General features: G+C 74.5%; 23 protein-coding genes. 14 read left to right on the forward strand and 9 right to left on the reverse strand.

Going from position 1 to position 26764, the window contains the following annotated elements; translation table 11 throughout:
- Nucleotides 1–402, forward strand: a 402-nt coding sequence (locus IF83_RS0127820; protein ID WP_030548853.1) for a M23 family metallopeptidase, incomplete at its 5' end; no start/stop codon positions are given.
- A 31-nt stretch (nucleotides 403–433) separates the two neighbouring features.
- On the opposite strand, the gene IF83_RS0127825 is transcribed toward IF83_RS0127820, so the two are convergent.
- On the reverse strand, nucleotides 434–1024 hold the full coding sequence (locus tag IF83_RS0127825; RefSeq protein ID WP_037681751.1) for a TetR/AcrR family transcriptional regulator: 591 nt from the start codon (nucleotides 1022–1024) through the stop codon (nucleotides 434–436).
- 330 nt (nucleotides 1025–1354) lie between these two features.
- On the opposite strand from IF83_RS0127825, the gene IF83_RS0127830 reads away from it, so the two are divergent.
- Nucleotides 1355–3082 (forward strand): MDR family MFS transporter, encoded by a 1728-nt coding sequence (locus tag IF83_RS0127830; RefSeq protein WP_078843959.1) that lies wholly within the window; start codon nucleotides 1355–1357, stop codon nucleotides 3080–3082.
- A 187-nt stretch (nucleotides 3083–3269) separates the two neighbouring features.
- Here IF83_RS0127830 and cseC read toward each other — a convergent pair whose 3' ends face one another.
- The 5 genes from cseC to IF83_RS0127855 form a co-directional block, all read right to left on the reverse strand.
- Nucleotides 3270–4541, reverse strand: a complete 1272-nt coding sequence (cseC, locus tag IF83_RS0127835) for a two-component system sensor histidine kinase CseC (protein ID WP_030548858.1) — start codon at nucleotides 4539–4541, stop codon at nucleotides 3270–3272.
- A gap of 254 nt (nucleotides 4542–4795) precedes the next feature.
- Nucleotides 4796–5509, reverse strand: coding sequence for a two-component system response regulator CseB (gene cseB, locus IF83_RS0127840; RefSeq protein ID WP_030548860.1), 714 nt, complete (start codon nucleotides 5507–5509; stop codon nucleotides 4796–4798).
- Nucleotides 5510–5519: 10 nt separating this feature from the next.
- Nucleotides 5520–6206: a hypothetical protein gene (locus IF83_RS0127845; RefSeq protein ID WP_078843967.1), complete on the reverse strand. Its 687-nt coding sequence runs from the start codon at nucleotides 6204–6206 to the stop codon at nucleotides 5520–5522.
- Between the two features lie 86 nt (nucleotides 6207–6292).
- The gene (locus IF83_RS0127850) at nucleotides 6293–6847 is read right to left on the reverse strand and encodes a SigE family RNA polymerase sigma factor (protein ID WP_030548864.1); all 555 of its coding nucleotides are present in this window, start codon (nucleotides 6845–6847) and stop codon (nucleotides 6293–6295) included.
- Nucleotides 6848–7074: 227 nt separating this feature from the next.
- The gene (locus IF83_RS0127855) at nucleotides 7075–7998 is read right to left on the reverse strand and encodes an HhH-GPD family protein (protein ID WP_030548866.1); all 924 of its coding nucleotides are present in this window, start codon (nucleotides 7996–7998) and stop codon (nucleotides 7075–7077) included.
- 464 nt (nucleotides 7999–8462) lie between these two features.
- Here IF83_RS0127855 and IF83_RS33925 point away from each other — a divergent pair, with 464 nt between their 5' ends.
- Nucleotides 8463–9296 (forward strand): hypothetical protein, encoded by an 834-nt coding sequence (locus IF83_RS33925; protein ID WP_030548868.1) that lies wholly within the window; start codon nucleotides 8463–8465, stop codon nucleotides 9294–9296.
- 114 nt (nucleotides 9297–9410) lie between these two features.
- Here the strand turns inward: IF83_RS33925 and disA are convergent, their stop codons facing one another.
- Together disA and radA are read right to left on the reverse strand one after the other, a co-directional pair.
- Nucleotides 9411–10535: a DNA integrity scanning diadenylate cyclase DisA gene (disA, locus tag IF83_RS0127865; protein WP_030548870.1), complete on the reverse strand. Its 1125-nt coding sequence runs from the start codon at nucleotides 10533–10535 to the stop codon at nucleotides 9411–9413.
- A 345-nt stretch (nucleotides 10536–10880) separates the two neighbouring features.
- Entirely contained in the window at nucleotides 10881–12386 is a 1506-nt protein-coding gene (radA, locus tag IF83_RS0127870) for a DNA repair protein RadA (protein ID WP_078843961.1), read from the reverse strand.
- Nucleotides 12387–12785: 399 nt separating this feature from the next.
- Here radA and IF83_RS0127875 point away from each other — a divergent pair, with 399 nt between their 5' ends.
- Nucleotides 12786–14435 carry a BACON domain-containing protein gene (locus IF83_RS0127875; RefSeq protein ID WP_051723490.1) on the forward strand — a complete coding sequence of 550 codons (1650 nt, stop codon included), beginning with the start codon at nucleotides 12786–12788 and terminating at the stop codon, nucleotides 14433–14435.
- Nucleotides 14436–14463: 28 nt separating this feature from the next.
- Here the strand turns inward: IF83_RS0127875 and IF83_RS0127880 are convergent, their stop codons facing one another.
- Complete coding sequence (locus IF83_RS0127880) at nucleotides 14464–15330, reverse strand: hypothetical protein (RefSeq protein WP_051723491.1); 867 nt, start codon at nucleotides 15328–15330, stop codon at nucleotides 14464–14466.
- Nucleotides 15331–15411: 81 nt separating this feature from the next.
- Between IF83_RS0127880 and IF83_RS0127885 the strand changes: the two genes are divergently transcribed.
- The 10 genes from IF83_RS0127885 to proC all read left to right on the forward strand — a co-directional run bounded on the left by IF83_RS0127885 (nucleotide 15412) and on the right by proC (nucleotide 26569).
- Complete coding sequence (locus tag IF83_RS0127885) at nucleotides 15412–16341, forward strand: Ppx/GppA family phosphatase (protein ID WP_030548879.1); 930 nt, start codon at nucleotides 15412–15414, stop codon at nucleotides 16339–16341.
- Between the two features lie 411 nt (nucleotides 16342–16752).
- Nucleotides 16753–17604 (forward strand): sugar phosphate isomerase/epimerase family protein, encoded by an 852-nt coding sequence (locus IF83_RS0127890; RefSeq protein ID WP_078843964.1) that lies wholly within the window; start codon nucleotides 16753–16755, stop codon nucleotides 17602–17604.
- Nucleotides 17601–18281 carry a TetR/AcrR family transcriptional regulator gene (locus IF83_RS0127895; protein ID WP_030548883.1) on the forward strand — a complete coding sequence of 227 codons (681 nt, stop codon included), beginning with the start codon at nucleotides 17601–17603 and terminating at the stop codon, nucleotides 18279–18281. The genes IF83_RS0127890 and IF83_RS0127895 overlap by 4 nt, the downstream gene beginning before the upstream one ends.
- Nucleotides 18282–18605: 324 nt before the next feature.
- Nucleotides 18606–20459, forward strand: coding sequence for a dihydroxy-acid dehydratase (gene ilvD / locus IF83_RS0127900; protein WP_030548884.1), 1854 nt, complete (start codon nucleotides 18606–18608; stop codon nucleotides 20457–20459).
- A gap of 67 nt (nucleotides 20460–20526) precedes the next feature.
- Entirely contained in the window at nucleotides 20527–21042 is a 516-nt protein-coding gene (locus IF83_RS0127905) for a hypothetical protein (RefSeq protein WP_030548886.1), read from the forward strand.
- 473 nt (nucleotides 21043–21515) lie between these two features.
- Nucleotides 21516–22400 carry an RNA polymerase sigma factor SigJ gene (gene sigJ / locus IF83_RS0127910; protein ID WP_030548888.1) on the forward strand — a complete coding sequence of 295 codons (885 nt, stop codon included), beginning with the start codon at nucleotides 21516–21518 and terminating at the stop codon, nucleotides 22398–22400.
- A 148-nt stretch (nucleotides 22401–22548) separates the two neighbouring features.
- On the forward strand, nucleotides 22549–23739 hold the full coding sequence (locus tag IF83_RS0127915) for an NAD(P)/FAD-dependent oxidoreductase (RefSeq protein WP_078843965.1): 1191 nt from the start codon (nucleotides 22549–22551) through the stop codon (nucleotides 23737–23739).
- 208 nt (nucleotides 23740–23947) lie between these two features.
- Entirely contained in the window at nucleotides 23948–24814 is an 867-nt protein-coding gene (locus IF83_RS0127920) for an ABC transporter ATP-binding protein (RefSeq protein ID WP_051723492.1), read from the forward strand.
- The gene (locus IF83_RS0127925) at nucleotides 24811–25548 is read left to right on the forward strand and encodes an ABC transporter permease (RefSeq protein ID WP_030548895.1); all 738 of its coding nucleotides are present in this window, start codon (nucleotides 24811–24813) and stop codon (nucleotides 25546–25548) included. Before IF83_RS0127920 ends, IF83_RS0127925 begins: the two co-directional genes overlap by 4 nt.
- 211 nt (nucleotides 25549–25759) lie before the next feature.
- Nucleotides 25760–26569, forward strand: a complete 810-nt coding sequence (gene proC / locus IF83_RS0127930; protein WP_030548896.1) for a pyrroline-5-carboxylate reductase — start codon at nucleotides 25760–25762, stop codon at nucleotides 26567–26569.
- Nucleotides 26570–26764 lie beyond the last annotated feature (195 nt).

The following is a 26764-nucleotide window of genomic DNA, read 5'->3' on the forward strand; positions in this document are numbered from 1 at the left end:
TCCTGGGTGAAGCCGGTGGACAGCTATGTGAAGGGCTCCACCTTCGGTATCGGTGGTGACCGCTGGGCCAACAAGCACTCCGGCCAGGACTTCGCCGCGCCGACCGGTACGCCGGTGAAGAGCGTGGGCGCGGGCACCGTGGTCGAGGCCGGCTGGGGTGGCGCGTACGGCAACAACGTCGTGGTCAAGCACGGCAGCGGCACCTTCACCCAGTACGCCCACCTGTCGAAGATCACCGTCCCGGTCGGCACCCAGCTGACCGTCGGGCAGGAGATCGGCAAGGTCGGTTCCACCGGTAACTCCACCGGTCCGCACCTGCACTTCGAGACCCGCACCACCCCGAACTACGGCTCCGGCGTCGACCCGGTGGCCTTCCTGAAGCAGCGCGGCGTCACCCTGTGACGGATGCGTGACGCACCGCGCGGCCGCGGGGTCACGGAGACCGCTTGAGGGAGCGGCCGGCATCCGCCGCGGCGATCAGATCGAGGGCGACCTCGAGGACGGCAGCACGCTTGTCCTCGGGGTCGCCCTCGATGTCCTTCAGCGCCAGCACCCCGGCGTGGATGGTGAAGAGCGCGCTGACGGAGCGGACCTGGTCGGTCAGGGACGCGTCCGGGTCCTTCACCAGGTCGAAGAGGGCGAACATCCGCTCCTTGACGTTGTCGCCGATGCTCAGGTCGCGCACCGTCGCCTGGTTCTCCTGGACGAAGCGGAAGACGGGGGTGGCGTCGTGGAGCGCGGCGCTGTAGCGGCGCAGCAGCTCCCGCTTGGTCTCCTGGTTCCGGGGCTGCTCGCGGCCCCAGGCGATCAGTTCGTCGAGGGACCGGGTCCGGTCCTCGAAGAGGCTGATGAGGATGTCCTCCTTGGTCTTGAAGTGGTAGTAGAGCGCCGCCTTGGTCACGCCGAGCTGGGCGGCGATCTCGCGCAGCGAGGTCTTCTCGTATCCCTGCTCGACGAAGAGGGAGAGCGCGGCGTCCTGGATGCGGCGGCGGGTGTCCTTCCGGCGCGTATGCGGTGTGGGCACGGTGGCTCCCCTGCTCCCTGCTCGTGTGTGTAGCGGTCCGACCCGCACCGTACGGCCCGCACGGCGGTGGCGCGCCTCTGGCCCGCATCGAATTTACTTGACGCCCGGCAAGTTAGCGGGTTAGCGTCCCGGCGTATTCTGCTAGCCGGGCGGCAAGTAAGTTTGGTGCGGGTGGCCTGCGCGGCGGTGTACGCGGCGGTGTGCGCGCACCCTTCGCGCCCGTCCGCGCCTCCCCGCGCCGCACACCCGGTCGGCGGCCCGTACAGCCCTTCCGCACCGCCTCCACTTCGCACAGCCGTCATCTCGCGCACTCCCGGGGGAGCGATCGCCATGGTCCAGGCCACGCCCGACACCGTCCACGACGCACCGCCACCCGCCGGTCCGCCGGCCACGGCGCCACCCGGGCGCAGCGTCCGCGTCGTGCTGCTCGCGCTGATGATCGCGATGCTGCTCGCCATGCTCGACAACATGATCATCGGGACCGCGATGCCGACCATCGTCGGCGAACTGGGCGGCCTCGAACACCTCTCCTGGGTGGTGACCGCCTACACCCTCACCACCGCGGCCTCCACCCCGGTCTGGGGCAAACTCGGCGACCTGTACGGCCGCAAGGGCATCTTCATCACCTCGATCGTGGTGTTCCTGCTCGGCTCCGCCCTCTCCGGCATGGCCCAGACCATGGGCCAGCTGATCGGCTTCCGCGGCGTCCAGGGCCTGGGCGCGGGCGGTCTGATGGTCGGCGTGATGGCGATCATCGGCGATCTCGTCCCGCCCCGGGAGCGCGGCCGGTACCAGGGCATGATGGCCGGGGTCATGGCCCTGGCCATGATCGGCGGGCCGCTCGTCGGCGGCACCCTCACCGACACCCTCGGCTGGCGCTGGAGCTTCTACATCAACCTCCCGCTCGGCGCCGTCGCCCTCGTCATGGTCTCGACGGTGCTGCACCTGCCGAAGAAGCGGACGAAGGCGCGCATCGACTACGCGGGCGCGGCGCTGCTCACCGTGGCCATCACCTCGATGGTGCTCCTCACCACCTGGGGCGGCATCGAGTACGCCTGGGACTCCGGCGTCATCCTCGGGCTCGCCGGCACCGCCGCGGTCACGACGGTGGCGCTGCTGGTGGTGGAGAGCCGGGTCGCGGAGCCGGTGCTGCCGCTCGGCATCTTCCGCAGCCGCAACTTCTCCCTGATGACCCTCATCGGCTTCCTGACCGGCTTCGTGATGTTCGGCTCGATGACCTTCCTGCCGCTCTACCAGCAGACCGTGCAGGGCGCCTCGGCCACCAACTCCGGGCTGCTCCTGCTGCCGCTGCTGCTGGCGATGATGGCGGTCTCGCTGATCGCGGGACGGGTCACCACCAGCAGCGGCAAGTACAAGATCTTCCCGATCCTCGGCGGCGGGCTGATGGTCGCCGGCCTGTTCCTGCTGTCGACGATGGACACCGGCACCTCCCGCTTCGTCTCCGGCTGCTACATGGCGGTCCTCGGCGCCGGCCTCGGTTTCCTGATGCAGATCACCATGCTCGTCGCCCAGAACAGCGTCGAGATGAAGGACATGGGCGTCGCGTCCTCGACCACGACCCTGTTCCGCACGGTCGGCGGCTCCTTCGGTGTCGCCATCATGGGCGCCCTCTTCACCCACCGGGTGCGGGACGGCATGGCGGGCGGGGCCGGGCCCGGTGCCCCGGCCGTCACGGAGGGGGCCGTCCAGCTCGACGCGGCGAGCCTGGCGAAGCTGCCGGACGTGGTACGGGAGGCGTACCAGTCGGCGGTGGCCGACGGGACGCACATCGTCTTCCTGGTGGCCGCCTTCGCGGCCGTGGCCGGGTTCCTGGCGGCCTGGTTCGTCGAGGAGGTACCGCTGCGGGGAGCCGGCCCGGCCGGGCCGGGAGCGGGCCCCGGAGGGCCGGAGGGCGCGCGGGCGGAGGAGACGGCCGGCGGCACGGAGGCGCACGCGGGCGCCGGAGCGGTTGACGGAACGGGCTCCGGCCGCGGTTCCGGCCGCGGCTCCGGCGGAGGTGTTCCGGCGAGCGGATTCCCGGCGGCCAAGTCCGTCTGAGCCGCCGGGAACGGCGCACCCCCGGCCCCTTCGGCCCCGCCGCACCGCGCACGTCGTTACGAGCGGAGCCCCGCGCCACCCGGTGCGGGGCTCCGTCCGGCCCGCCGTGCCTCCCCGGGCCGGGCCGCGCGCCGCAGGCGGGTGTGCCGCGCCGCGTGTGCCGCGGGGGAGCCGCGTCTCCCGGCGCTCAGGCCCGGGGGCCGGGCACGATCGTGGTCACGACGGGGATGCCGCCGGTGGACGTGGGCGCCGTGCCCGGCAGCCACAGCACGGCGACCGCCCCGCCGTCGGGCGCGTTGCGGAAGGTGAGGGCCGCCCCCAGCACCCGGGCCTGGCCGGCCGCGATGGTCAGGCCCAGGCCGTGCCCCCGCCCGGCCCGGTCCGCGCTGCCGGTGCGGAACCGGCTCGGCCCTTCGGCCAGCAGCGCCGGCGGGAAGCCCGGCCCGTGGTCCCGTACCCGCAGCACCCGGCCCTCCACGGTGACCTCGACCGGCCCCCGGCCGTGCTTGGCCGCGTTGGCCAGCAGATTGCCCAGGACCCGCTCCAGCCGCCGCGGATCGGTCTGCACCCGCGCGTCCCGGACCACCTCCATCCCGGCCTCCGGCGCGAGGACGCGCACCCGGCGGGCGACGAACTCGCCGAGCGCCACCTCCTGCAGCTCGGCCCGCTCGGTGGCACCGTCCAGCCGGGCCACCTCCAGCACGTCCTCCACCAGGGTCCGCAGCGCCTGCGCCCGGTCCCGCACCAGCTCCGAGGGGCGGCCGGGCGGCAGCAGTTCGGCCGCCGTGACCAGCCCGGTCACCGGGGTGCGCAGTTCGTGCGCGATGTCGGCGGTGACCCGCCGCTCGGCCTCCAGCCGCTGCTGGAGCGCGTCGGCCATGGCGTCCACGGCGCGGGCCAGATCGTCCGTCTCGTCCCGCACCCGGCCGCCGATCGCGTCCCGTACGCGCACCCCCGTATCGCCCTGCGCCACCCGGCCGGCGGCGCACGCGGCCTGCCGCAGCCGCCGGGAGAGCTGGCCGCCGACGAGCACGCCCAGCAGGCAGCCGCCGCCGATCACCGAGACGGACCCGATGGACAGCGCCCGGTCCAGATCGCCCAGGACGGCGTAACGGTCCTCGAAGCGGGTGTGGATGGACAGGACCCGGCCCCCCGCCAGCGGTACCGCCGCCCACACCTCGGGGGCACCCTCGCCGGTGTCCTCCAGATACGTGGCGCGCTGCCCGCCCCGTACCGCCTCGCGCAGCTCGGGGGGCAGGTCGGGGTCGTCGATGTGCGCGTCGAAGTTGAGCCGGCCCGTGGACTCGTAGATCCGCTGCGCGAACGTGACCCGTTCGTCCTGGATGTCGCGGCTGCCGTTGAGCAGCGAGACGCGGGCGGCGTTGTGGACGGCCAGGCTGAGCGCGAGGGCGACCAGCGCGCCCACCGCGGCGATGGCGGCACTGAGCTTCCAGCGCAGCCCCGTGCGGGGGCGGAACCGGCCGGAGGGGACGAGGCGCCGGAGGCGGCGGAGCCGGGCGCCGCCCGCCCGGTGGGCGGTCGGCGCGGAGTCGGTCCCGTCGGCGGCGGACGGCGGGGAGGCGGACGCCGGGGCGGCGGACGGCTCGGAGGAGGACGCGGCGGCGGCCGGGCCGGGCGGAGGCGGGGCCGCGGCGGACTGCGGGGACGGCCGCGGCGAGGACGGGTCGCGGGTCGGCACAGGCGGTTCCCCGGTCAGCCGCGGAGCTTGTAGCCGAAGCCGCGCACCGTGTCGATGCGGTCCTGGCCGATCTTGGTGCGCAGCCGCTGCACATGGACGTCCACGACCCGGGTGTCGCCGCCCCAGTCGTAGTCCCACACCCGCTCCAGCAGCCGGTCGCGGGAGAGCACCGTGCCGGGCGCGCTGGAGAACTCCAGCAGCAGCCGCATCTCGGTCGGCGTCAGCGCGACCGGCTCGCCGTCCTTGCGGACCTCCATGCCGCCCGTGTCGATCTCCAGGTCGCCGAAGCGCAGCGGCTCGCCCTCCGCCTCCCCGGCCGCACCGGCCCGCGCGGAGCCGCCGTCCGGACCGCCGGCCGCGTGCCCGAAGCGGCGCAGCACCGCCCGGATCCGGGCCACCAGGACCGCGCTGTCGAAGGGCTTGGTCACGTAGTCGTCCGCGCCCGCCTCCAGACCCAGCACCACGTCGATCGAGTCGGCCCGCGCCGACAGCATGATCACCGGCACGGTCGACTCGTCCCGGATGCGGCGGCACAGGCTCACCCCGTCCAGGCCCGGGAGCATCACGTCGAGCAGCGCGATGTCCGGCCGGCCGCCCCGGAAGAGCTCCAGACCCGTCAGCCCGTCCGGCGCAGCCGTCACCACGAGCCCGGCGCGCTCCAGGGCGAGCTGGGTCGCCTCGCGGATGACGTCGTCGTCCTCGACGAAGAGCACATGCGTTCCGGCCATCGCCCGCTCCTCACTCCGCCGGCCGCGGGCTGGGCGATGGCTCGTCGTGACCGCCGCCCGCGGACTTGCTGTAGTCGTTGTATATGTGCGCCCGCTCGGAGAACGCCCCCTCGCGCCACCGGTACGTGATCACTTCCTCGCCGGAGGGGCAGCAGACCTTGTCGCCCGTCGCGTAGACCTGCTTCTTGATCTCCAGCTCGCCCCCGATGATCTCGGCGTAGACCGGTGAGATGTCGTCGGCGAAGACATTGCGGTACCAGCGGCCGTCCACGCTGACGGTTCCGGGAAGTTCGTCCCCGTTGTCGCGCTCCCGGCCGCCGGGACGGGGCGTGGCGGGATTCTGCTCGCGGTAGACGTAGGACGCGATCCCGAAGGAGTCCTGGCAGGTCAGCACGTTGATCACAACATCGGGCACGTCGTTGCCGGTGAGCGTCCCGTAGCTGACGTCCACCGGGTACTCGTCCGCCGCGCACGGCACGAGACGCTTGCGGACCTCGGAGGTGACCTTGGGGTCGTTCTTGAGGATCTCCACCGGATCGACCCTGCGGGGTGTCGCCGAGGACGGCGCCGGGGAGGGCGTCGGCGCGGACTCGGTCCGCGCCGGCCCCTCCGCGCGGACCCCGGTTCCGGGCACGCTGCACCCCGCCAGGAACAGGGCGGCGGCGGCCGCGCCGGCGGCGGCCGTCCCGATCCGCACGAGACCCGCCGGGACGGTGCGCGTCCGGGCGGGTCCGGTTCCGGTTCCGGCGGGCTCCGGGAGCCCCCGGGGACGTTCGGTGTCGATCACGCCGCGCACTGCGGCTGCCCTCGGTCCATGCGCTCTCTGCGTTCCGTCTCCCGCGCGTCCAGCTCGCGGTTCTCCAGCTCCTGCCGCATCCGGGCCAGCGCCCGGTGCAGGGTGCTCTTCACGGTTCCGGTGGACATGCCCAGGGCCGCCGCCGTCTCCTGCGTGCTCATCTGCTCCCAGTGTCGCAGGACGACCACACTGCGCTGCTTCGGGGCCAGCACCCGCAGCACGTCCATCAGCAGCGCCCGGTCCGCACGCTGCTCGGCGCCGTCCTCCAGGCTGGCCTCCGGCAGCTGGTCGACGGGCACCTCGTCGAGCTTGCGGGCCCGCCACCACTCGGTCCGGGTGTTGATCATCACGCGCCGGAGATAGGCGTCGGCCAGTGATTTGTCGGCGATGCCGTCCCAGCGGCCGAAGGTGCGGGCGAGCGCCGTCTGCAGCAGATCCTGCGCGTCGACGGGATCCTGGACGAGCCTGCGGGCGCTGCGCAGCAGGGCGTCCTGCCGGGTCCGTACGTACTCCTCGAAGCCCAGCACCTCGTTGTCCGCCATCGCCGACCGCCTCCGTCCCCGCTCTTCCCACCCCGTGTGTGGCCGGTTTTTCCCCGGCACGGAAGCAAGCTACTGAGCGGCTGTAACGGAGCCGTCCGCTCCGCCCCTCGGTGGGCGCACGGGAACCCATCGGTTGTGTAACAACTCCCGTGGGAGGGACGGGCGGTGGAACCGACCGGGCCCAGGAGGCTTCCCCGGCCGGGAGGCTCGGCCGGCCTCGGCCCGGCTCAGCTCAGCGGCAGCCGGTACGTGCCGTCCGCCAGCGGTTCGACGAGGCCGTCCGCCACCAGCCCGTCCAGCGCCCGGGCCCGCTGCACCGGCTCCTCCCACACCGCGTCCAGGACGGACTGCGGCACCGGCCCCGTCGCCTCCCGGAGCACCGCGAGCAGCTTGCCGCGCACCTGGCGGTCCGTACCGGCATAGGTCTGCCCGCGGCGCGGCGGCCCGTCGTGCGGCGGCGAACCGGCCAGCCGCCAGGCGCACCGGGCGGCGATCGGGCAGCGGCCGCAGGCCGGGTTGCGCGCCGTGCACACCAGGGCGCCGAGTTCCATCGTCGACGCGGCCCAGCGGGCGGCCGTGCCCTCGTCCTCCGGCAGCAGGGCGCGGGCGAGGCGGCGTTCGGCGGCGGTCGTGGCCGTCGGCGGGTACTGGACGCCGGTCACGGCGCGCGCGAGGACCCGACGGACGTTGGTGTCCAGCACGGCGTGCCGGCCGCCGTACGCGAACGAGGCCACGGCGGCGGCCGTGTACTCGCCCACGCCGGGCAGCGCCAGCAGCTTCGCGTGGTCGCGCGGTACGTCACCGCCGTGCCGTTCCGCTATCGCCACGGCGGCGCCGTGCAACCGCAGCGCGCGGCGCGGGTAGCCGAGCCGCCCCCAGGCGCGGACCGCCTCGCCGGGGGCCTCGGCGGCGAGGCGGGCGGGACGGGGCCAGCGCGCCAGCCACTGCTCGTAGACGGGCAGCACGCGGGCCACCGGGGTCTGCTGGAGCATGAACTCGCTGACCATGACGCCCCATGCGCCGGCTTCGGGGCGGCGCCACGGAAGATCGCGGGCGTGCTCGCCGAACCAGTCGATCACGGCGGAGTGGAGAACGGCGGGGGCTGCGACGGGGGCCGCGGCGGGAGCGGGGACGGCGGCGGGGGCGCCCATGGTTGCGGCGCGCGCCGTCGCCGCGCTCTCACGGGGCGACGCGCCCGCCGGTGGTCTCGCGTTCTCCGGGGCCGCTGTACTCCCCGGGGCCGGCGTGGACTTCGCGGCTGCCGGGGCTGCGGGGGGCTTCGGGTGCATCGGGTGCTCCGGGATCGCGGGCATGACGTCCCCGATCCTGCCAGAGCCCTCCGACGGCAGGGTCCTTCCGCCGTCCCGGCCGCCGCCCGCCGGGAACGGACGGGGCGCGCCGCGGCTCTCCGCGCGCCCGACTCCCCGGCGGCGCACTTCGGTTACCCGAAGCGTGTGAGCCGCGACTCCTCGTGGCCGCCCCGTCGATCGCGGCGCGGTGAAGCGGTGATCGGGGGGCCGGCCGAGACCGAACCGGAATGATGATCGTCAAAAGTTGCGGTGGCGGCGGCGGGTATACGCCTGAACGGGGCCTCTTCTCTCGTAAGGTTTCCGGCGTGGGTTCTCTGCGCAATCCTGTCGGGCCGCTTCCCTCCTCCATCTACTGGCGCCGGAGGGCGGTAGCCCTGTGCGTGGTCGCGTTGCTGGCCGTGCTCGTCGTCTGGGCCGTCCGGTCCACCGGCGGTGGCGGCGGTGACGGAGGCGGCGGAGCCGACGGCAAGGGCCCGGCGCAGTCCATCACCCCCGGACCGTCCTCCTCCGGCCCCGCGATCAGCGAACGGCCCGGCGGCCGCGACGACTCGGGCGGCACCGGGGGCGGAACCGGCGGCGGTGACGGCGGTGACACGGGCGGCTCGGCCGGCACCGGCGGCGGCTCGGGCGGGGGCGCCGGAAGCGGCGGCGGCGATGTGGCCGGCGGCGCTGCGGCCGGTGGCGGCGCGGGCTCCGGGGGCAGCGGCGGCAGCGGCGTCCCCGCGGGCACGACGCTCCCCGACTGCGGTGACGGAGACGTGGAACTGCGGATCCGCAGCGTCAAGAACCGCTACGGACCGGGCGAGAAGCCCGAGTTCGAGCTGATCGCGGAAAGCACCTCGAAGCGCTCCTGCGAGGTGGACTTCGGCGAGAAGACCGCGGTGCTCACCATCACCCCGGCCGACGGGGACGACCCGCTGTGGGCGTCCGACGACTGCCTCAAGGAGAGCCGGGAGATCCGGCTGCGGGTGCCGGCCGGCGGCGAGGCCACGTACACGGTCGAATGGGACCGCAGGCCGAGCGAGCCCAAGTGCGCCACGCCCGACGGGGGTTCGGCGAAGGCGGGCACCTATCTGATCGAGGCCGAGGCCAAGGGCGTCGACAAGGCCGAGATCTCCTTCGTCCTGGCCAAGGACTGACCCGGCCGGCCGCCCGGTTCACCTGCCGGGCGCCGGAACGGCGGGCGCCGCAAGCCCGTTGAGCCGGTCCCGCGGCGGGACCCGCCCCCGCGCGTCCCGCCGCCCCGCGCCTCCTCAGACGTAGCGTTCGAGGATCGAGGACTCCGCCAGCCGGGACAGGCCCTCGCGCACCGAGCGCGCCCGGGCCTCGCCCACCCCGTCGACCGTCTGCAGGTCGTCGACGCTCGCGGCGAGCAGCTTCTGCAGCCCGCCGAAGTGCTCCACCAGCCGCTCGATGATGGTGTTCGGCAGCCGCGGCACCTTCGCCAGCAGCCGGTAACCACGCGGCGACACCGCCGAGTCGAGCGTCTCCGGCGAACCGCTGTAGCCCAGGGCGCGCGCCACCACCGGCATTTCCAGCAGCTCGGTGTGCGACAGCTTGTCGAGTTCGGTGAGCGCCTCGGCGACCGTGCGGGTCCGCTTGGCGGTCGGCTCGGGCACGTAGTCCCGCACCACCAGCTCGCGTTCCGGCTCGACGCCCGCGATCAACTCGTCCAGCTGGAGCGAGAGAAGCCGGCCGTCGGTGCCGAGCTCGACGACGTACTCGGCGATCTCGGTGGCGATGCGGCGGACCATCTCCAGCCGCTGCGCCACGGCGGAGACGTCCCGGATCGTCACCAAGTCCTCGATCTCCAGGGCGGAGAGGGTGCCCGCCACCTCGTCGAGACGGAGCTTGTACCGCTCCAGCGTGGCCAGGGCCTGGTTGGCGCGGGACAGGATCGCCGCCGAGTCCTCCAGCACCCGGCGCTGCCCGCCGACGTACAGCGCGATCAGCCGCATCGACTGGCTGACCGAGACCACGGGGAAACCGGCCTGGATCGAGACGCGCTGCGCCGTGCGGTGCCGGGTGCCGGTCTCCTCGGTGGGGATCGACGCGTCGGGAACGAGCTGCACACCCGCCCGCACGATCTTGGTGATGTCCTTGTCGAGGATGAGCGCGCCGTCGAGCTTGCACAGCTCGCGCAGGCGCGTCGCGGAGAACTCCACATCGAGGACGAATCCGCCGGAGCACATCGCCTCGACGTGCTTGTCCATACCCAGCACGATCAGTCCGCCGGTGTTGCCGCGGAGAACGCGCTCGAGTCCGTCGCGCAGGGCGGTACCGGGCGCGACTGCGCTCAGCGAGGCGCGCATCAGGCCCTCGGTACCGGAGCTCCCGCCGGATTTTCCGGGAGTCGCTGCCCGGTCGTTGGCTGCCACTGCACTCCTCCGGTCGCAGAATTCGGGGCCCGGGTGCGTACGTACGGGCGAGACCAGGGCAAAGTCTACCGGCGGCCGGACGACTTGTGTGGTGCGTCTCGGCTCAGGGGTGCGCGGTGCGCCCTCCGCGAGCCCCGGAGCGCGCGCCGGGGAGCACGGTGGGGACCACCGGAAGCCTCTCCGGGGGTACCGCCCGGAGAGCCTGCCCGGCTCGGCCGGAGAGCGGGCGGAGAAGGGCCGGAGAGGAGCCGGACAGCGGCCGGACAGCGGCCGCGGACGTCCGGTGAGGGCGTCCGGTGAGGGACCCGGAGCGGTCACCGGACGGCCGTCCGCCGGGCTGTGAACTCAGCCGGACGCGCCTCCTGAGAGCGGCGAAGCCTCCGCGGCCCCGCCCTCCGGCGGCCCGGCCCGCCCGGCCCGCCCCGTGCGCCCGGACCGGTCCGGTTCCCCGGACCCCTCCGGCCGCTCCCTGCGCGGCCGGCGCGGCAGCACCCGCAGAGCCTCGCCCATGTCCGCGACCTCGATGACCCGCATCCCCTCCGGCACCCGCCCCGGGTCGGTCGGCACCAGCGCGTGGGTGAAGCCCAGCCGGGCCGCCTCCGACAGCCTGCGCTGTACCCCCGTGACCCGCCGCACCTCGCCCGCGAGGCCGACCTCGCCGATCGCGACGAGGTTCTTCGGCAGCGGGGTGTCGCTCGCCGCGCTCGCCAGCGCCAGGGCGATCGCGAGATCCGCCGCCGGCTCCGACAGCTTCACCCCGCCGACCGTGGCGCTGTAGATGTCCCGCTTCCCGAGCTGGGAGATCTTGCCGCGCTGCTCCAGCACCGCCAGCATCATCGACACCCGCGAGGTCTCCAGACCCGAGGTCGTACGGCGCGGTGACGGGATCTGCGAATCGACCGTGAGCGCCTGCACCTCGGCGACCAGCGGCCGGCGCCCCTCCAGCGTCACGGTCAGGCAGGTGCCCGGAACGGGCTCGGCGCGGCGGGTGAGGAAGAGACCCGACGGGTCGGCGAGGCCGGTGATCCCCTCGTCGTGCAGTTCGAAGCAGCCGACCTCGTCCGTCGTCCCGTAGCGGTTCTTGACACCGCGGACCAGCCGCAGCCGGGCGTGCCGGTCGCCCTCGAAGTGCAGCACCACGTCGACCAGATGCTCCAGCAGCCGGGGTCCCGCGATGGCGCCGTCCTTGGTGACGTGCCCCACCAGCAGCGTGGACATCCCGCGCTCCTTGGAGGCCCGGATCAGCGCCCCCGCCACCTCACGGACCTGCGCCATGCCGCCGGGCGCGCCGTCGATCTCCGGGGAGGCCACCGTCTGCACGGAGTCCAGGACCAGCAACGACGGCTTCACCGAGTCGAGATGGCCGAGCACGGCCGACAGATCCGTCTCCGCGGCCAGATACAGATGGTCCGAGATCGCCCCGATCCGGTCGGCGCGGAGCCGCACCTGGCTCGCGGACTCCTCGCCGGTGACGTAGAGCGTGCGCTCCTGCTCGGTGGCCGCCTTGGCGGCGACGTCCAGCAGCAGCGTCGACTTGCCCACGCCCGGCTCGCCCGCCAGCAGCACGACGGCGCCCGGCACCAGACCGCCGCCCAGCACCCGGTCCAGCTCGGGCACGCCCGTGGCCCGCGCGGTCGCCCGGCGGCCGTCGACCTGGCCGATCGGCAGCGCCGCGGTGGACACCCGGCCGGGCGCGGTCGTCCGCACGGCGGGCGTGCCGCCGGCCTCCTCGACCGTGCCCCACGTCTGGCACTCGGGGCAGCGGCCGAGCCACTTGGCGGTGGTCCAGCCGCACTCGGTGCAGCGGTAGGAGGGACGGTCCTTGGCGGACGTACGGGTACGGGAAGCCATGCCGCAACGCTAACGCCGGGCGGTGACAACGCGCGGGGCGGCCCGGGCCCGCGGGCGTCCGCGGAGCACCCGGCACACGGAACGGGGCGGGACGGACCGGGGCGGAACCAGCCTGCTCCGACCCGGCGCACGGAACGGGTTGTGCGGACCGGGTACGGGGATCGGGTGCGCAGACCGTGGTGGGCAGTTGAGACGCACGGACCCGGCGCACGGACCCTGTGCACGATCCGGGCGCCCGGATCGGACGCCGGACCGGGTGCGGGCGGCGGGGCCGTACCGGACGCTCTGCCGTCCCGTGGCACCACCGGCCGGGCGACCGGGAGCGCCCATCACCCGTAGGGATGAAAACCGCGGGAGCGGCGCGAGCGGGCCGCCCCGTCCCCCTACCGTCGCCGGGTGATGAACAGGCCCGAGCACCCGACCCACGCCACCGGCGCGCGCTACGAGCCGTACCTCGACGGGTTGTTCACCTACTGCCTCGCCGCGATGTGCGAACACGACGCGGCGACCGCCGTCCTCGGCGAGGTCCTCGCCCACGCGGAGCGGCGCCACCGGCGCTCGCCGGCCGAGCCGGAGCGGCAGCGTTCCCGGCTCTACGCCCTCGCCCGCTGGACCTGTCTGCGGCATCTCGCCGCCCGCCCCCGGCCTCCCGCACCGCACCGCTCCGCGCGTCCGCCCGCCCCGCACGGCCCGCCCGCCCAGGGCCCCTCGGGCGGCCCGTCCGGTTCCGGCCTCTCCGAGGAGACCGCCGCCCGGCGCCGCCGGGAACTCTCCACGCTCGTCTGGCCGGAGGCCGCGGGCACCACTCGCGAGCAGCGCGAGGCCCTGGAACTCGCCGTGCGGCACCGGCTGACACCCCCGGAAGTCGCCGCCGTGCTCGGCACGGACGAGGAGAAGGCGCGCGGCCTGCTGACCGCCGGCGCCCGCGAGGTCGAGCGCACGCGGGCCGCGCTGGCCGTCGCGGAGGGCGGCGGCTGTCCGGCCGTCAACCGGCTGACCGGGGACGCCCGGGCCCTGATGGGCAGCGACCTCCGCCGCGAACTGCTGCGGCACATCAAGGACTGCGATTCCTGCCGCCGCACCGTTCGGCGTTCCCCGGCCGACGGTTCGGGGCCGGGCGGCAGCGGCACCGCCGCCGGCGCGCTGCCCCTGGTCCCCGCGCCGCGCGCCGAGGCCGCCGCCGCGATGCGCGCCGCGCTCCGCGTCCGCCCTCGGGACGTCCCCTCCGGCCCGCCGCGCTACGACCGGCGGGGCTTCCCGATGGGCCCGGGGCGCCTGGCCGCGCGCCGCCGGACCGTGCGCCGCCGCGTCGCGACGGCGGCCGTGGTGACGGCCGCCGTCACCGCACCGGTCGTCGCGCTGTGGGCGGCGTACCGGGGCGCGCCCCCGGGCCAGGACCGGTACGCCGGCCCCGTCTCCGCCGCCGAGGACGACCGCCCGGGGGCACATCCGTACGATCCGGCGGACGGCTCGGACGGCGCCCCGCTCGGCCGGGACGGCCACAGGCCGCCCGGCGGTCCGGCGGAACGGGGCGGCGACAGGGGCGGCGAGGACGGCGCGCCCCGTGAGGACGGCGGCACCGAGCGGGACGGCAACGGCGGCGACGAACGGAGCGGGGCCCGGCTGACGGTCGTCAGCCGGAGCGGCGGAGACGGCACCCTCATCACCCTGACGGCCTCGGGCAGCGAACCGGTCGGCTGGACCGCGCGCACCGACGCGTCCTGGCTGCGCCTCAGCGCCACCGCGGGCACCGTCCGCCCCGGACGCTCGGTGAGCCTCACCGTGACGGTGGACCGGGCGCGGCAGCCGGGCGGCGCGTGGACGGGCCGGGTGACGATCGGCCCGTCCGGCACGGTGGTCACCGTGCGGGGCCGCGGTGAGCCCTCCCGGCCGGGCGGACCGGAGGAGCCGCCGCCGGCCGCCCCGCCGGACCCGGACCCGGAGCCCGCCCCGTCACCCCCGGCGCAGGAGCCGACGGGCGAGCCACCGGAGGACGGGGACGCGGGGGGCGCCGGGGGCGCGGAGGATGGCGGGGACACCGCCGGGTGAGGCCCCGTCCGCCCGGGCCCACCGACTCCTACGAGCCGGACCGGCCCGCCGCGCTCGCCGAGCCGGCCCCACCCGCCGGGTCCGCCGGATGCGGCGCCACCGGCAGCTCCGCCGCCAGCCGCTGCGCGCACAGCACGGCCAGCCGCTCGTACGCCGCCCTGCCCATGAGCTCCGTGAGCTCGGGCCGGTACGAGACGTACACCGGCTCGCCCGCCCCGTGCGCGCTCGTCGCCGAGGTGCACCACCAGTGCAGGTCGTGGCCGCCCGGGCCCCAGCCCCGGCGGTCGTACTCGCCGATCGACACCTGCAGGATCCGGGTGTCGTCCGGGCGGTCGATCCACTCGTACGTCCGCCGGATCGGCAGCTGCCAGCACACGTCCGGCTTGGTCTCCAGCGGCTCGCGGCCCTCGCGCAGCGCCAGCGTGTGCAGGGCGCAGCCGTGGCCGCCGGGGAAGTCCGGGCCGTTGTGGAAGATGCACGCGCCGCCGAAGCGGCGGGTCTTGCGGGCGCCGTCCTCGTCGCGTTCCGTCCAGCCGCGCGGGCCGGTGCCCTCGGCGTGGTGCTGCCAGGTCGCGGGTGTGAGCCGCGTCATGTGCTCCGCGACGCGCTGCTCGTCGTCCTCGTCGGAGAAGTGCGCGCCCAGGGTGCAGCAGCCGTCGCTCGCCCGCCCGGCCTCGATGCCCTGGCAGCCGCGGCCGAAGACGCACGACCAGCGGGAGGTGAGCCAGGTCAGATCGCAGCGGAAGACCTGCTCGGGGTCCTCCGGGTCGGGGAACTCGACCCATGCCCGGGGGAAGTCCAGCCCCTGCTCGTCGGCGGGAGCGGACCGTGGCGGTTTCTTCGGGGCCCGGGCGGGCTTCCCGCTGTCCGGCTTGGCCTTTTTCGTCTTCGACACGTCTTCAGCGTAGGCGGACGGAGCCCGGTACGAGCCGCTCACCTGCCGCGTTGCCCCGGGCCGTATGAGAATCTGCACGCTATGAGACTCGGTGTCCTCGACGTGGGTTCCAACACGGTGCATCTGCTGGTCGTGGACGCACACCCCGGTGCCCGCCCGCTTCCCGCCCATTCCCACAAGGCGGAGCTGCGGCTCGCCGAACTGCTGGACGAGCACGGCGCGATAGGCGACGCGGGCGTCGACCGGCTGGTCGCCGTGGTCGGCGAGGCGCTCCAGGCGGCCGAGGACAAGGGGGTCGAGGAGGTGCTGCCCTTCGCCACCTCCGCCGTCCGCGAGGCGCCCAACGCGGAGGAGGTGCTGACCCGGGTCGCCGACGAGACGGGCGTACGTCTGACCGTGCTGTCCGGCGAGGAAGAGGCCAAGCTCACATTCCTCGCGGCCCGCCGCTGGTTCGGCTGGTCGGCCGGACGGCTGCTGGTGCTCGACATCGGCGGCGGCTCCCTGGAGGTCGCGTACGGCATCGACGAGGAACCGGACAAAGCGGTGTCGCTGCCGCTCGGCGCGGGCCGGCTCACCGCTGCCCGGCTGCCCGGCGACCCGCCGGACCCGGAGGACGTACGGGCGCTCCGCCGCCATGTGCGGGCCGAGATCGCCCGGATCGTGGGCGAGTTCAGCCGTATGGGCCCGCCGGACCACGTGGTCGCGACGTCCAAGACCTTCAAGCAGCTCGCGCGGATCGCGGGCGCGGCGCGCTCGGCCGAGGGCGTCTACGTCCAGCGGGGGCTGACCCGTGCGGCGCTGGAGGAGTGGGTGCCCGAGCTGTCGGTGATGACGGTGGAGCGGCGCGCGGAGCTGCCCGGCGTCTCGGCCGGACGGGCCCCGCAGCTGCTCGCCGGGGCGCTGGTCGCGGAGGCGGCGATGGACCTCTTCGGCGTGGACGAGCTGGAGATCTGCCCCTGGGCGCTCCGCGAGGGCGTCATCCTGCGGCGCCTGGACCATCTGCCGGAGTGACACCGGCCCTGGACGGCTGCCGGACGTCGCTCCGGGACGGCTGCCGGTCTCCGGGACGGCTGCCGGGGTGCCCGGGACGCCTGCCGGGGCGACGCCTGCCGTACCCCGGGTCCCCGGTGCTTCGGTCGGTACCCCGGGTCCCCAGCCCTGCGGTCCGCACCCCGGTCCCCACCCCTGCCGCCCGCGCCCCGATCCCGCCGTCCGCACGCCCCGACCTGCTGTTCGTCGCCCCCGTGTGACGAACACCGCACCGCCGCGGCCGCCCCTACCGGGGGAACACCCGTACGGGCCGCTCACCGCCCCTTTCGTCCCGCCCCGCGCCCCCGGAAGCGGAGCCCGAACGTCCGCCGCCCGGGCGCACACGCTCCGGTGCCCCCTTCGGGCCGATCGGCCACGCCGTAGGCTGTTTCCGTGGCTCAACCAGTGGTGCGCACCCCGGAAGTGAAGGTCGCCCTGTCCACCGCCTCCGTGTACCCGGAGTCGACGGCGACGGCCTTCGAGATCGCCGGACGCCTGGGTTACGACGGCGTCGAGGTCATGGTCTGGACGGACCCGGTCAGCCAGGACATCGAGTCGCTGCGCAGACTGTCCGACTACCACGGCGTCCCGATCCTCGCGGTGCACGCGCCCTGCCTCCTGATCACCCAGCGGGTGTGGTCCACCAACCCCTGGACGAAGCTCCAGCGCGCCCGGGCCGCCGCCGAGAAGCTCGGCGCCTCGGCCGTCGTGGTCCACCCGCCGTTCCGGTGGCAGCGCAACTACGCCCGCGACTTCGTGGACGGCATCTGGCGGATGGCCGACGAGACGGACGTCCGGTTCGCCGTCGAGAACATGTACCCCTGGCGCTACCGCGACCGCGAGATGCTCGCCTACGCCCCGGACTGGGACGTCACCAACGACGACTACCGCCACTTCACCGTCGACCTCTCCCACACCGCCACCGCCCGGAGCGACGCCCTCGACATGATCGGCCGGATGGGCGACCGGCTGGCGCACGTCCATCTGGCCGACGGCAGCGGCTCCGGCAAGGACGAGCACCTGGTCCCCGGCCGCGGCAGCCAGCCCTGCGCCGAGCTGCTGGAACGGCTCACCACCAGCGGATTCGACGGCCATGTGGTCGTCGAGGTGAACACCCGCCGCGCCATGTCCGGCGCCGAGCGCGAAGCCGACCTCGCCGAGGCCCTTGCCTTCACCCGGCAGCACCTGGCGACGGCCTCACGGATGCCCGGCGCCCCCCGGACACCCGGAACACCCCGGCCGTGACGGACCCGGCCACCGCGGAACCCGGCCCCGGCGCCGGGCCCGCCAACCCCGCCCCCGCCCCCGCCCCCGCTCCGGCCCGCCGGCGCGGCCGCGGCCGGCCCGCCGCCCGCGACGGCGGGGCCGGACCCGGCGCGCGCGACCGTATCCTGCAGGCCGCCCGCGCCGAGTTCGCCGACCGCGGCTACGACAAGACGTCCATCCGCGGCATCGCGAAGAAGGCGGGGGTGGACCCGGCCCTGGTGCACCACTACTTCGGCACCAAGGAACAGGTCTTCACCACCGCGGTCGAGCAGTCCTTCGAGCCGGCCCTCCGGGTGCCCGATCTGCTGGCCCAGGGCCCGGGCGGCATCGGCGAGCGGCTGGCCCGCCACTTCGTCGGCGTCTGGGAGAACCCGGCGACCCGCGCGCCCCTGCTGGCCGTGGTGCGCTCGGCCGTCACCAACGAGACGGCGGCCGCGCTGCTGCGCGGCTTCGTCCTGCGCAGGCTCCTGGAGCGGGTGGCGGCGGAGCTGGACGTACCCGACTCGCGGTTCCGGGTCGAGCTGGCGGTGTCGCAGCTCCTCGGCGTCGCGATGCTGCGCTACGTCGTCAAGGTCGAGCCGATGGCGAGCGCGGACGTCGAGGACATCGTCGGAGCGGTCTCCCCGGCGCTCCAGCGCTACCTGACCGAGCCGTGAGGGCGGGACGGGGACAGGGACGGGACAGGGGCGGGGAACCGGGCGCACGGAGCGGCGCGGCGGGGCACCACACCCCGTCCCGCACCTCGTCCCGCACCCCACTCCCGGACCCGTCCCCGAGCCCGTCCCGGCACCAGTCCCGGGCAGGTCCGGCCCTCCCCGCGATCCCGCCGGAGAGCCCTGCGCGAACCGGAAAAATCCGTCTCGGATCCCGGACGAACCGTCCGGATCGTGGCGGCGAGGCGTAGGCTCGAAGGATCCCGGACCTCTGGCGACCGCCGGTGGTCCCGAGCAGTACCGCGAGAACCCAAGGGAGTGACCACCGTGCCAGAGCTGAGGTCCCGCACTGTCACCCACGGCCGCAACATGGCGGGCGCCCGAGCCCTCATGCAGGCCTCCGGCGTAGCGCGCGAGGACTTCGGCAAGCCGATCATCGCGGTGGCCAACAGCTTCACCGAGTTCGTGCCCGGCCACACCCACCTCCAGCCCGTCGGCCGGATCGTCAGCGAGGCGATCCACGCGGCGGGCGGCATCGCCCGCGAGTTCAACACCATCGCGGTCGACGACGGCATCGCCATGGGCCACGGCGGGATGCTCTACTCCCTCCCCTCACGCGACCTCATCGCCGACTCCGTCGAGTACATGACCGAGGCGCACTGCGCCGACGCGCTGATCTGCATCTCCAACTGCGACAAGATCACGCCCGGGATGCTGATGGCCGCGCTGCGCCTCGACATCCCCACCGTCTTCGTCTCCGGCGGCCCCATGGAGTCCGGCCGCGCGACCCTCGTCGACGGCACGGTCCGCAAGCTCGACCTGATCTCCGCGATCTCCGAGGCCGTCAACGACCAGGTCTCCGACGAGGACATCGCCCGCATCGAGGACAACGCCTGTCCCACCTGCGGCTCCTGCTCCGGCATGTTCACGGCCAACTCCATGAACTGCCTGACCGAGGCGATCGGCCTCTCCCTCCCGGGCAACGGCTCGGTGCTGGCCACCCACACCGCCCGCAAGGCGCTCTACGAGAACGCCGGCCGCACGGTCGTCGAGATCACCAAGCGCTACTACGAGCAGGACGACGCGACCGTCCTGCCCCGCGCCATCGCCTCCCGCGCCGCCTTCGAGAACGCCATGGCCCTCGACATCGCCATGGGCGGCTCGACCAACACGATCCTCCACCTCCTCGCCGCCGCCCAGGAGGCGGAGCTCTCCTTCGACATGAAGGACATCGACGAGCTCTCCCGCCGCCTGCCGTGCCTGGCCAAGGTCGCACCCAACGTCGCCCCCGGCGGCGTCTACTACATGGAGGACGTCCACCGCGCCGGCGGCATCCCGGCCATCCTCGGCGAGCTGTACCGGGCCGGCCTCCTCAACGAGGACGTCCACACCGTCCACAGCGCCTCCCTCGCCGACTGGCTCAAGCAGTGGGACGTGCGCGGCGGCTCCGCCTCGCCCGAGGCCGTCGAACTGTTCCACGCCGCCCCCGGCTGCGTCCGCTCCGCGACCGCCTTCTCGCAGTCCGAGCGCTGGGACACCCTCGACACCGACGCCGCCGGCGGCTGCATCCGCGACGTCGAACACGCCTACTCCACCGAGGGCGGCCTCGCGATCCTCTACGGCAACCTCGCCGAGGACGGCTGCGTCGTGAAGACCGCCGGCGTCGACGAGTCCATCTGGACCTTCGAGGGCCCCGCCGTGGTCTGCGAGTCGCAGGAGGAGGCGGTCGACAAGATCCTCAACAAGAAGGTCAAGGAGGGCGACGTCGTCGTCATCCGCTACGAGGGCCCCAAGGGCGGACCGGGCATGCAGGAGATGCTCTACCCGACCTCCTTCCTCAAGGGCCGCGGCCTCGGCAAGGCCTGCGCGCTGATCACCGACGGCCGCTTCTCCGGCGGCACCTCCGGCCTCTCCATCGGCCACGCCTCCCCGGAGGCCGCGTCCGGCGGCACCATCGCCCTCGTCGAGGACGGCGACCTCATCCGGATCGACATCCCCGCCCGCACCCTCGAACTCAAGGTCGCCGAGACGGAGCTGGCCGCCCGCCGCGAGGCCCTCGGCGGCCGGTACGCCCCCAAGAACCGCGAGCGCAAGGTCTCCCAGGCCCTGCGCGCGTACGCGGCGATGGCGACCAGCGCCGACAAGGGCGCCGTCCGCGACGTCGGCAAGCTCGGCGGCTGACGCACCGGCGTACGTCACACCGTCCCGGCCGGGAACAACCCGGCCGGGACGGGCCATAATCGGCCGCATGAGCGACACGCGGCAGCCCTCGGCACCCCAGGCTCCCCAGCCCGAGCCCCTCCGGTTCTTCGGCACCACCTGGGTCGACCACGACGGCGGTTACGCCCTCCGGCGCGCGGGCCTCGCCGCGGGCTCCCTGCTGGCCGCCGCCGTCGGCACCTTCCTGCTGAAACTCGGCTTCGACGGCCTCCTCATCGCCGATGTCGGCCCCGCCCTCAGCTGGACCATCGTGGTGATCTTCGCGATCTGCGCGGCCCTGGCCTTCCGCCACACCTGGAGGGGGTTCACGCGAGGCCCCGGCGCGGACTCCGACCCCGCCGTCGAGAGCTCCATGCGGAACGTCAAGGCCATCGGCTTCATCGGCGTCCTGCTCGCCTGGTCCACCCGCAGCCTCGTCGAGGCCCCCGGCGAGAAACTGCGCCGCGCGGAGTACGAGCGCGCCCGCGAGCTGTACGAGCGGCGGCGCGCGACCCGCACCGGCAACCCGGCCGCCCGCAAACGCCCCGGCAAGCGGCGCGGCTGACCCGGTCGGGGCACCCGGCGGCCCGCCGGCCGGGACACCCCAGCCGGGGGGAGGGCCCGGCCCCGGCCTGTCACCCGCCGGCCTGTCACCAGCCTGCCTGTCACCCGCCGGCCGCGAGCCTGCCCGCCGCGTCCCCGCGCCCCGGGCGCACCCCGAGTGGCGGCGCAACGGGCGCGGCGCCGAACGGGGTTGTGAAGACCCGAGGTTGTGACGACCCGGCGCGGGCCCGTGCGCGGCGCCGGGACGGCCCCCGGCCCGGCACCGCCGTACGGCGCGCCCGCCCGCCCCGCCCCCGCCCCGGTGTGCCGCACGTCACGAGCCGCCGTGTCACACTCCGGCCGGCCGCTCCGTCCACCTCCCGAGCACCGGATCGCACGGAACCCGCGCCGGCGAAGGCGGCCGGCGACCGGTGACAGGCGACCGGTGACGGACGACCGGTCCAGGCGACCGGCGAGGTGAAGGGGAGGGGCCCAGTGGCACGGCTGAGCGAGTTCGAGGAGCACCGCGGACGCCTCTGGGGCGTCGCCTACCGCATCACCGGCTCCGTCGCGGACGCCGACGACGCCGTACAGGAGGCATGGCTGCGCTGGCAGGCCGTGCCCGACGGCGAGGCGGCCGAGCCCCGCGCGTATCTCACCACCGTCGTCAGCCGCATCTGCTACGACCAGCTCGGCTCCGCCCGTTCGCGCCGCGAGAGGTACGTCGGCTGCTGGCTGCCCGAGCCCGTCCTGGGCGGCGACGGAGGCGGTGCCCCGCTCCCCGAGGACCGGGTCACCCTCGACGAATCCGTCGGCATGGCGCTGCTCGCGGTGCTGGAACGGCTGACGCCGGCCGAGCGGACCGCCTTCGTCCTGCATGACGTGTTCGCCGTGCCCTTCACCGAGATCGCCGAGGCCGTGGGCCGCACCCCCGTCTCCGTACGGCAACTGGCCTCACGGGCCCGCAGGCGGGTCCGCGCCGAGAGCCCGCGCCGGTCCGTCGACCGCGACGAGCACCGGCGGGCCGTGGAGGCCTTCCTCGCCGCCGCCACGGGCCGGGACCTCGACGCGCTCATGAAGGTCCTCGACCCCGGTGCCGTCTGGCGGGCGGACGGCGGCGGCAAGGTGTCGGCGGCCCGCCACCCGGTGTCCGGCCGCGACAAGGTGTGCCGCCTCGTCGAGGGGCTGGTGAACCGGTGGGAGCCCGGCACGCTGGTGCTGGAGGTACGGGAGGTCAACGGCGCGCCCGGGCTGGTGCTCAGCCTTCCGGAGAGCGGGCAGTTCGCGGTCGCCGCCTTCACCGTGTACCGGGGGCTCATCACCGAGATCGACGTCGTCGCCAACCCCGACAAGCTGCGCCACCTCGGGCTGGGCGGCTGAACGCCCGGCCGAACCCCGGCCGAACCCCCGCCGGCCGCGCATGCGGCTGCCCGAACGCGGTCCCGCGCCGCCGGTCCGCCGCGCCGTGCCCCGGCCCCACCGAACCGGGCCCCACCGGACCCGGACCCGCACACCCGAGGGAGACACCATGCCCCAGCAGCACCCGGCCCGGCCGGGCGGCCACGAGACCACGACCGGCCCGGCACCGGAGACCGGCCGCCCGCACGACCCGGCGGAACACCGCGTCGTCGTCATCGGCGCCGGCTACTCCGGCCTGCTGTCCGCGCTGTGTCTGGCGCCGCACCACAGGGTCACCCTGATCGACCCGGCCGATCACTTCACCGAGCGGGTACGCCTCCACGAACTCGCCGCCACCGGACGCGAGGTGACTCACCCGCTGAGCCGCTTCCTCGGCCGGCGCCCCGGCCCCGGCGCCGAACACGTGGCCTCCCGCGCCACCGCCATCGACACCGCGAACCGCCTGGTCCGCACGGACGACGGCCGCGCCCTCCCGTACGACCGGCTCGTCTACGCCCTCGGCAGCCGCACCGACACCAGCGGCGGCGCTCTTGGCACCGGCGACCGCGCGTACACCGCCGAGACCGCCGCCGAACTGCGCAAGAGGCTCGCCGACGGCTGCGGCGCGCTCGCCGTCGTCGGCGGCGGCCTCACCGGCATCGAGACGGCCGCCGAACTCGCCGAGAGCCACCCCGACTGGGAGATCCGGCTGCTCACCTCCGGCGAACCGGGCCCCGGTCTCTCCCCCAGAGGCCGCGCCCACGTCCGCGCCTTCCTCCGCGACCACGGGGTCCGTGTCGAGGAGGGCCGCCGGGTGGCCACGGCCGACGAGGCCGACGCCGACGCCGTCTTCTGGGCGACCGCCATGAGAGCCCGTACGGAGCTCGCCGAAAGGGCCGGGATCGCCCTCGACCCCGCCGGCCGCATCCGCGTGGACCCGACCCTGCGCTCGCTCTCCCACCCGGAGATCTACGCCGTCGGGGACGCCGCGGCCGCGTCCACCCCCGCCTCCGGGCCGCTCCGCATGGCCTGCGCCACCGCCGTCCCCACGGGCATCCACGCGGCGCATGTCATCACCGCCGAACTGCGCGGCCGGGAGCGGCGCCCGTTGCGCTTCGGCTACGTGATCCAGTGCGTCAGCCTCGGATGCGGCGACGGCCTGATCCAGTCCGTGCGCCGGGACGACAGCCCGCGCGAACGCGCTCTCACCGGCCGGCCGGCGGCCCGCGTCAAGGAACAGGTGGTGCGCTCGACGGTGCACGCCCTGAGCCTGGCGGCCCGTCATCCGGCGGCACTGCGGTTCCTGCCCGGCACCGGCTGAGGGCGGCGCGCCCCGCGGGCGCGGCCGGGGCGCGGCCGGGGCGCGGCCGGGGCGGGGACGAGGGACGGCGGCGTCGGCGCGGCGGCCCGGCGGCGCGCGAGTCCAGCAGGGTGGCAACGCGGCCGGGCCCCGCCACACCTCCGCGCACCCGGGGCGCGCTCCCTCATCCTTGACCGCGCCCGGCCGCGGGAGCATTATTCAACACGTGATGAATAAATCCCAGGAGCCCGCCGTCCGGGCCCGCGGCCTCCACGTGGTCCGCGGCGGGCGCACCGTCCTCGACGCCCTCGACTTCGACCTCCACCGCGGCCAGGTCACCGGTCTGCTCGGCCCCAGCGGCTGCGGCAAGTCCACCCTGATGCGTGCCATCGCCGGCACCCAGGCCCGTGTCTCCGGCACCCTCGACGTCCTCGGCCGCCCGGCCGGCACCGCACCCCTGCGCTCCCGCGTCGGCTACGTCACCCAGGCGCCGTCCATCTACAACGACCTCTCCGCCCGCCAGAACCTCGACTACTACGCCTCCGTACTCGACCCCTCCCTCTCCCGCACCGAGCGCGCGGACCAGGTGGCCCGCGCCCTCGGCGAGGTCGACCTGGAGGACCACGCCGAGCAGCTCACCGGCAGCCTCTCCGGCGGCCAGCGCTCGCGCGTCTCCCTCGCCATCGCCCTGCTCGGCTCCCCGGAACTCCTGGTCCTCGACGAACCCACCGTCGGCCTGGACCCCGTACTCCGCCGGGACCTCTGGAACCTCTTCCACCGGCTCGCCGACGAGCGCGGCACCACCCTCCTCGTCTCCTCCCACGTCATGGACGAGGCCGAACGCTGCCGACGGCTCCTCCTCATGCGCGCCGGCCGCATCCTGGCCGACGACACCCCGGAGGAACTCCGCCGCCGCACCGGCTCCGCGACCGTCGAGGACGCCTTCCTGTGCCTGGTCGACGCCGAGAAGCAAGCCGAAAAGCAGGCCGGGAAGCAAACCGCGAGCGGACATCCCGCCCCGCCCCCCACCGACGGCACCACGCCCGCGCACGACCCGGCCCACCACACCCCGGACACCGGAGGAGCAGCGCAGTGAACGTCTCCCGCACCCTCGCCACCACCCGGCGCGTACTCCGCCAGCTCCGGCACGACCCGCGCACCGTCGCGCTGATGCTGGTCGTCCCCCTGGTCCTGCTCTCCCTGCTCTACTGGGTCTACGACGCCAGCCCGCGCACCTTCGACAACATCGGTGCCTCACTTCTCGGCATCTTCCCGATGATCACGATGTTCCTGGTGACGTCCATCGCCACCCTCCGCGAACGCACTTCCGGCACGCTGGAGCGGCTGCTCTCCATGCCGCTCGGCAAGGCGGACCTGATCGTCGGCTACGCCCTCGCGTTCGGGCTGCTCGCCATCGTCCAGGCGGGCCTCGCCACGGCCCTCGCCATCTGGGGCCTCGATCTGGACATCACCGGATCACCGTGGCTGCTGCTGGTCGTCGCCCTGCTCGACGCTCTCCTCGGCACGGCACTCGGACTGTTCGTCTCCGCCTTCGCGGCCTCCGAGTTCCAGGCCGTCCAGTTCATGCCGGCGATCATCTTCCCCCAGCTGCTGCTCTGCGGACTGCTCGCGCCCCGCGACTCCATGCAGCCGGTCCTGGAAGCCATCTCGAACGTCCTGCCGATGTCCTACGCCGTGGACGCCATGAACGAGGTGCTCCGGTACCAGGACGTCACCGGCGACTTCTTCCGTGACGTCGGCATCGTCGCCGGCAGCGCCCTGCTCGTCCTCGCCCTCGGCGCGGCGACCCTCCGCCGCCGAACGGCCTGACCCCCAACGCCGGGACCGGCCGCCACCAGACCCGACGGCCGCCCTGCCCGCCACTCGGACACCGCCCACCCCGCTCCCCCTCCGGTGCGAGGATGGCCGCGTACGCGGAACAAGAGAGGCGCGGGACAGGGGATGGCCGGACGCCGTCCGCACCTCCGTGTCACCACCCGCACGTCATCGCACATCGCACCGGATGGGGTGAACCCGCACCATGACCCAGAAAGTGGCCGTGCTCGGCACCGGCAAGATCGGCGAAGCGCTCCTGAGCGGCATGATCCGCGCCGGCTGGCCGACGGACGACCTGCTGGTGACCGCCCGGCGCCCGGAGCGTGCCGCGGAGCTCCGCGAGCGGCACGGGGTGCGGGCCGTCTCCAACGCGGAGGCCGCCAAGACCGCCGACACGCTGATCCTCACGGTGAAGCCGCAGGACATGGGCCGGCTCCTGGACGAACTCGCCCCGCACGTCCCCGCCGACCGGCTGGTCGTCAGCGGGGCGGCCGGTATCCCCACCGCCTTCTTCGAGGAGCGGCTCGCGCCGGGCACCCCGGTCGTCCGGGTCATGACGAACACCCCGGCACTGGTCGACGAGGCCATGTCCGTCATCTCGGCCGGCAGCCACGCCACGGAGGAGCACCTCGCGCACACCGAGGAGATCTTCAACGGCGTCGGCAAGACCCTCCGCGTGCCCGAGACCCAGCAGGACGCCGCCACCGCCCTCTCCGGCTCCGGGCCCGCGTACTTCTATTTCCTCGTCGAGGCCATGACGGACGCCGGCATCCTGCTCGGCCTGCCCCGCGACAAGGCGCACGACCTGATCGTCCAGGCCGCCATCGGCGCCGCCGTCATGCTGCGCGACAGCGGGGAGCATCCGGTCAAGCTGCGCGAGGCCGTCACCTCGCCCGCCGGAACCACGATCAGCGCCATCCGCGAGCTGGAGAGCCACGGCGTGCGGGCAGCGCTCATCGCCGCTCTGGAAGCGGCCCGCGACCGCAGCCGCGAACTGGCCTCCGGCCAGAGCTGAGCGGGCCGGGGCCGGGCCCGCGGGCCCGATTTGATGACCATCGGCGTGTCGTGTAGTGTTCTTCGAGTTGTCAGGGCCTCTCGTGGTCCACGACAGCCACCTCGCGCCGCGTCCGGCGGCACCCACTACCGCACGGCCTCCCCGATAGGGGATCGATTTCGGCATGCCGGAATTCGATACCGAAAGGCTCGATTA

The organism is Streptomyces albus subsp. albus (assembly GCF_000719865.1).
GTDB classification, from domain to species: Bacteria; Actinomycetota; Actinomycetes; order Streptomycetales; family Streptomycetaceae; genus Streptomyces; species Streptomyces albus_E.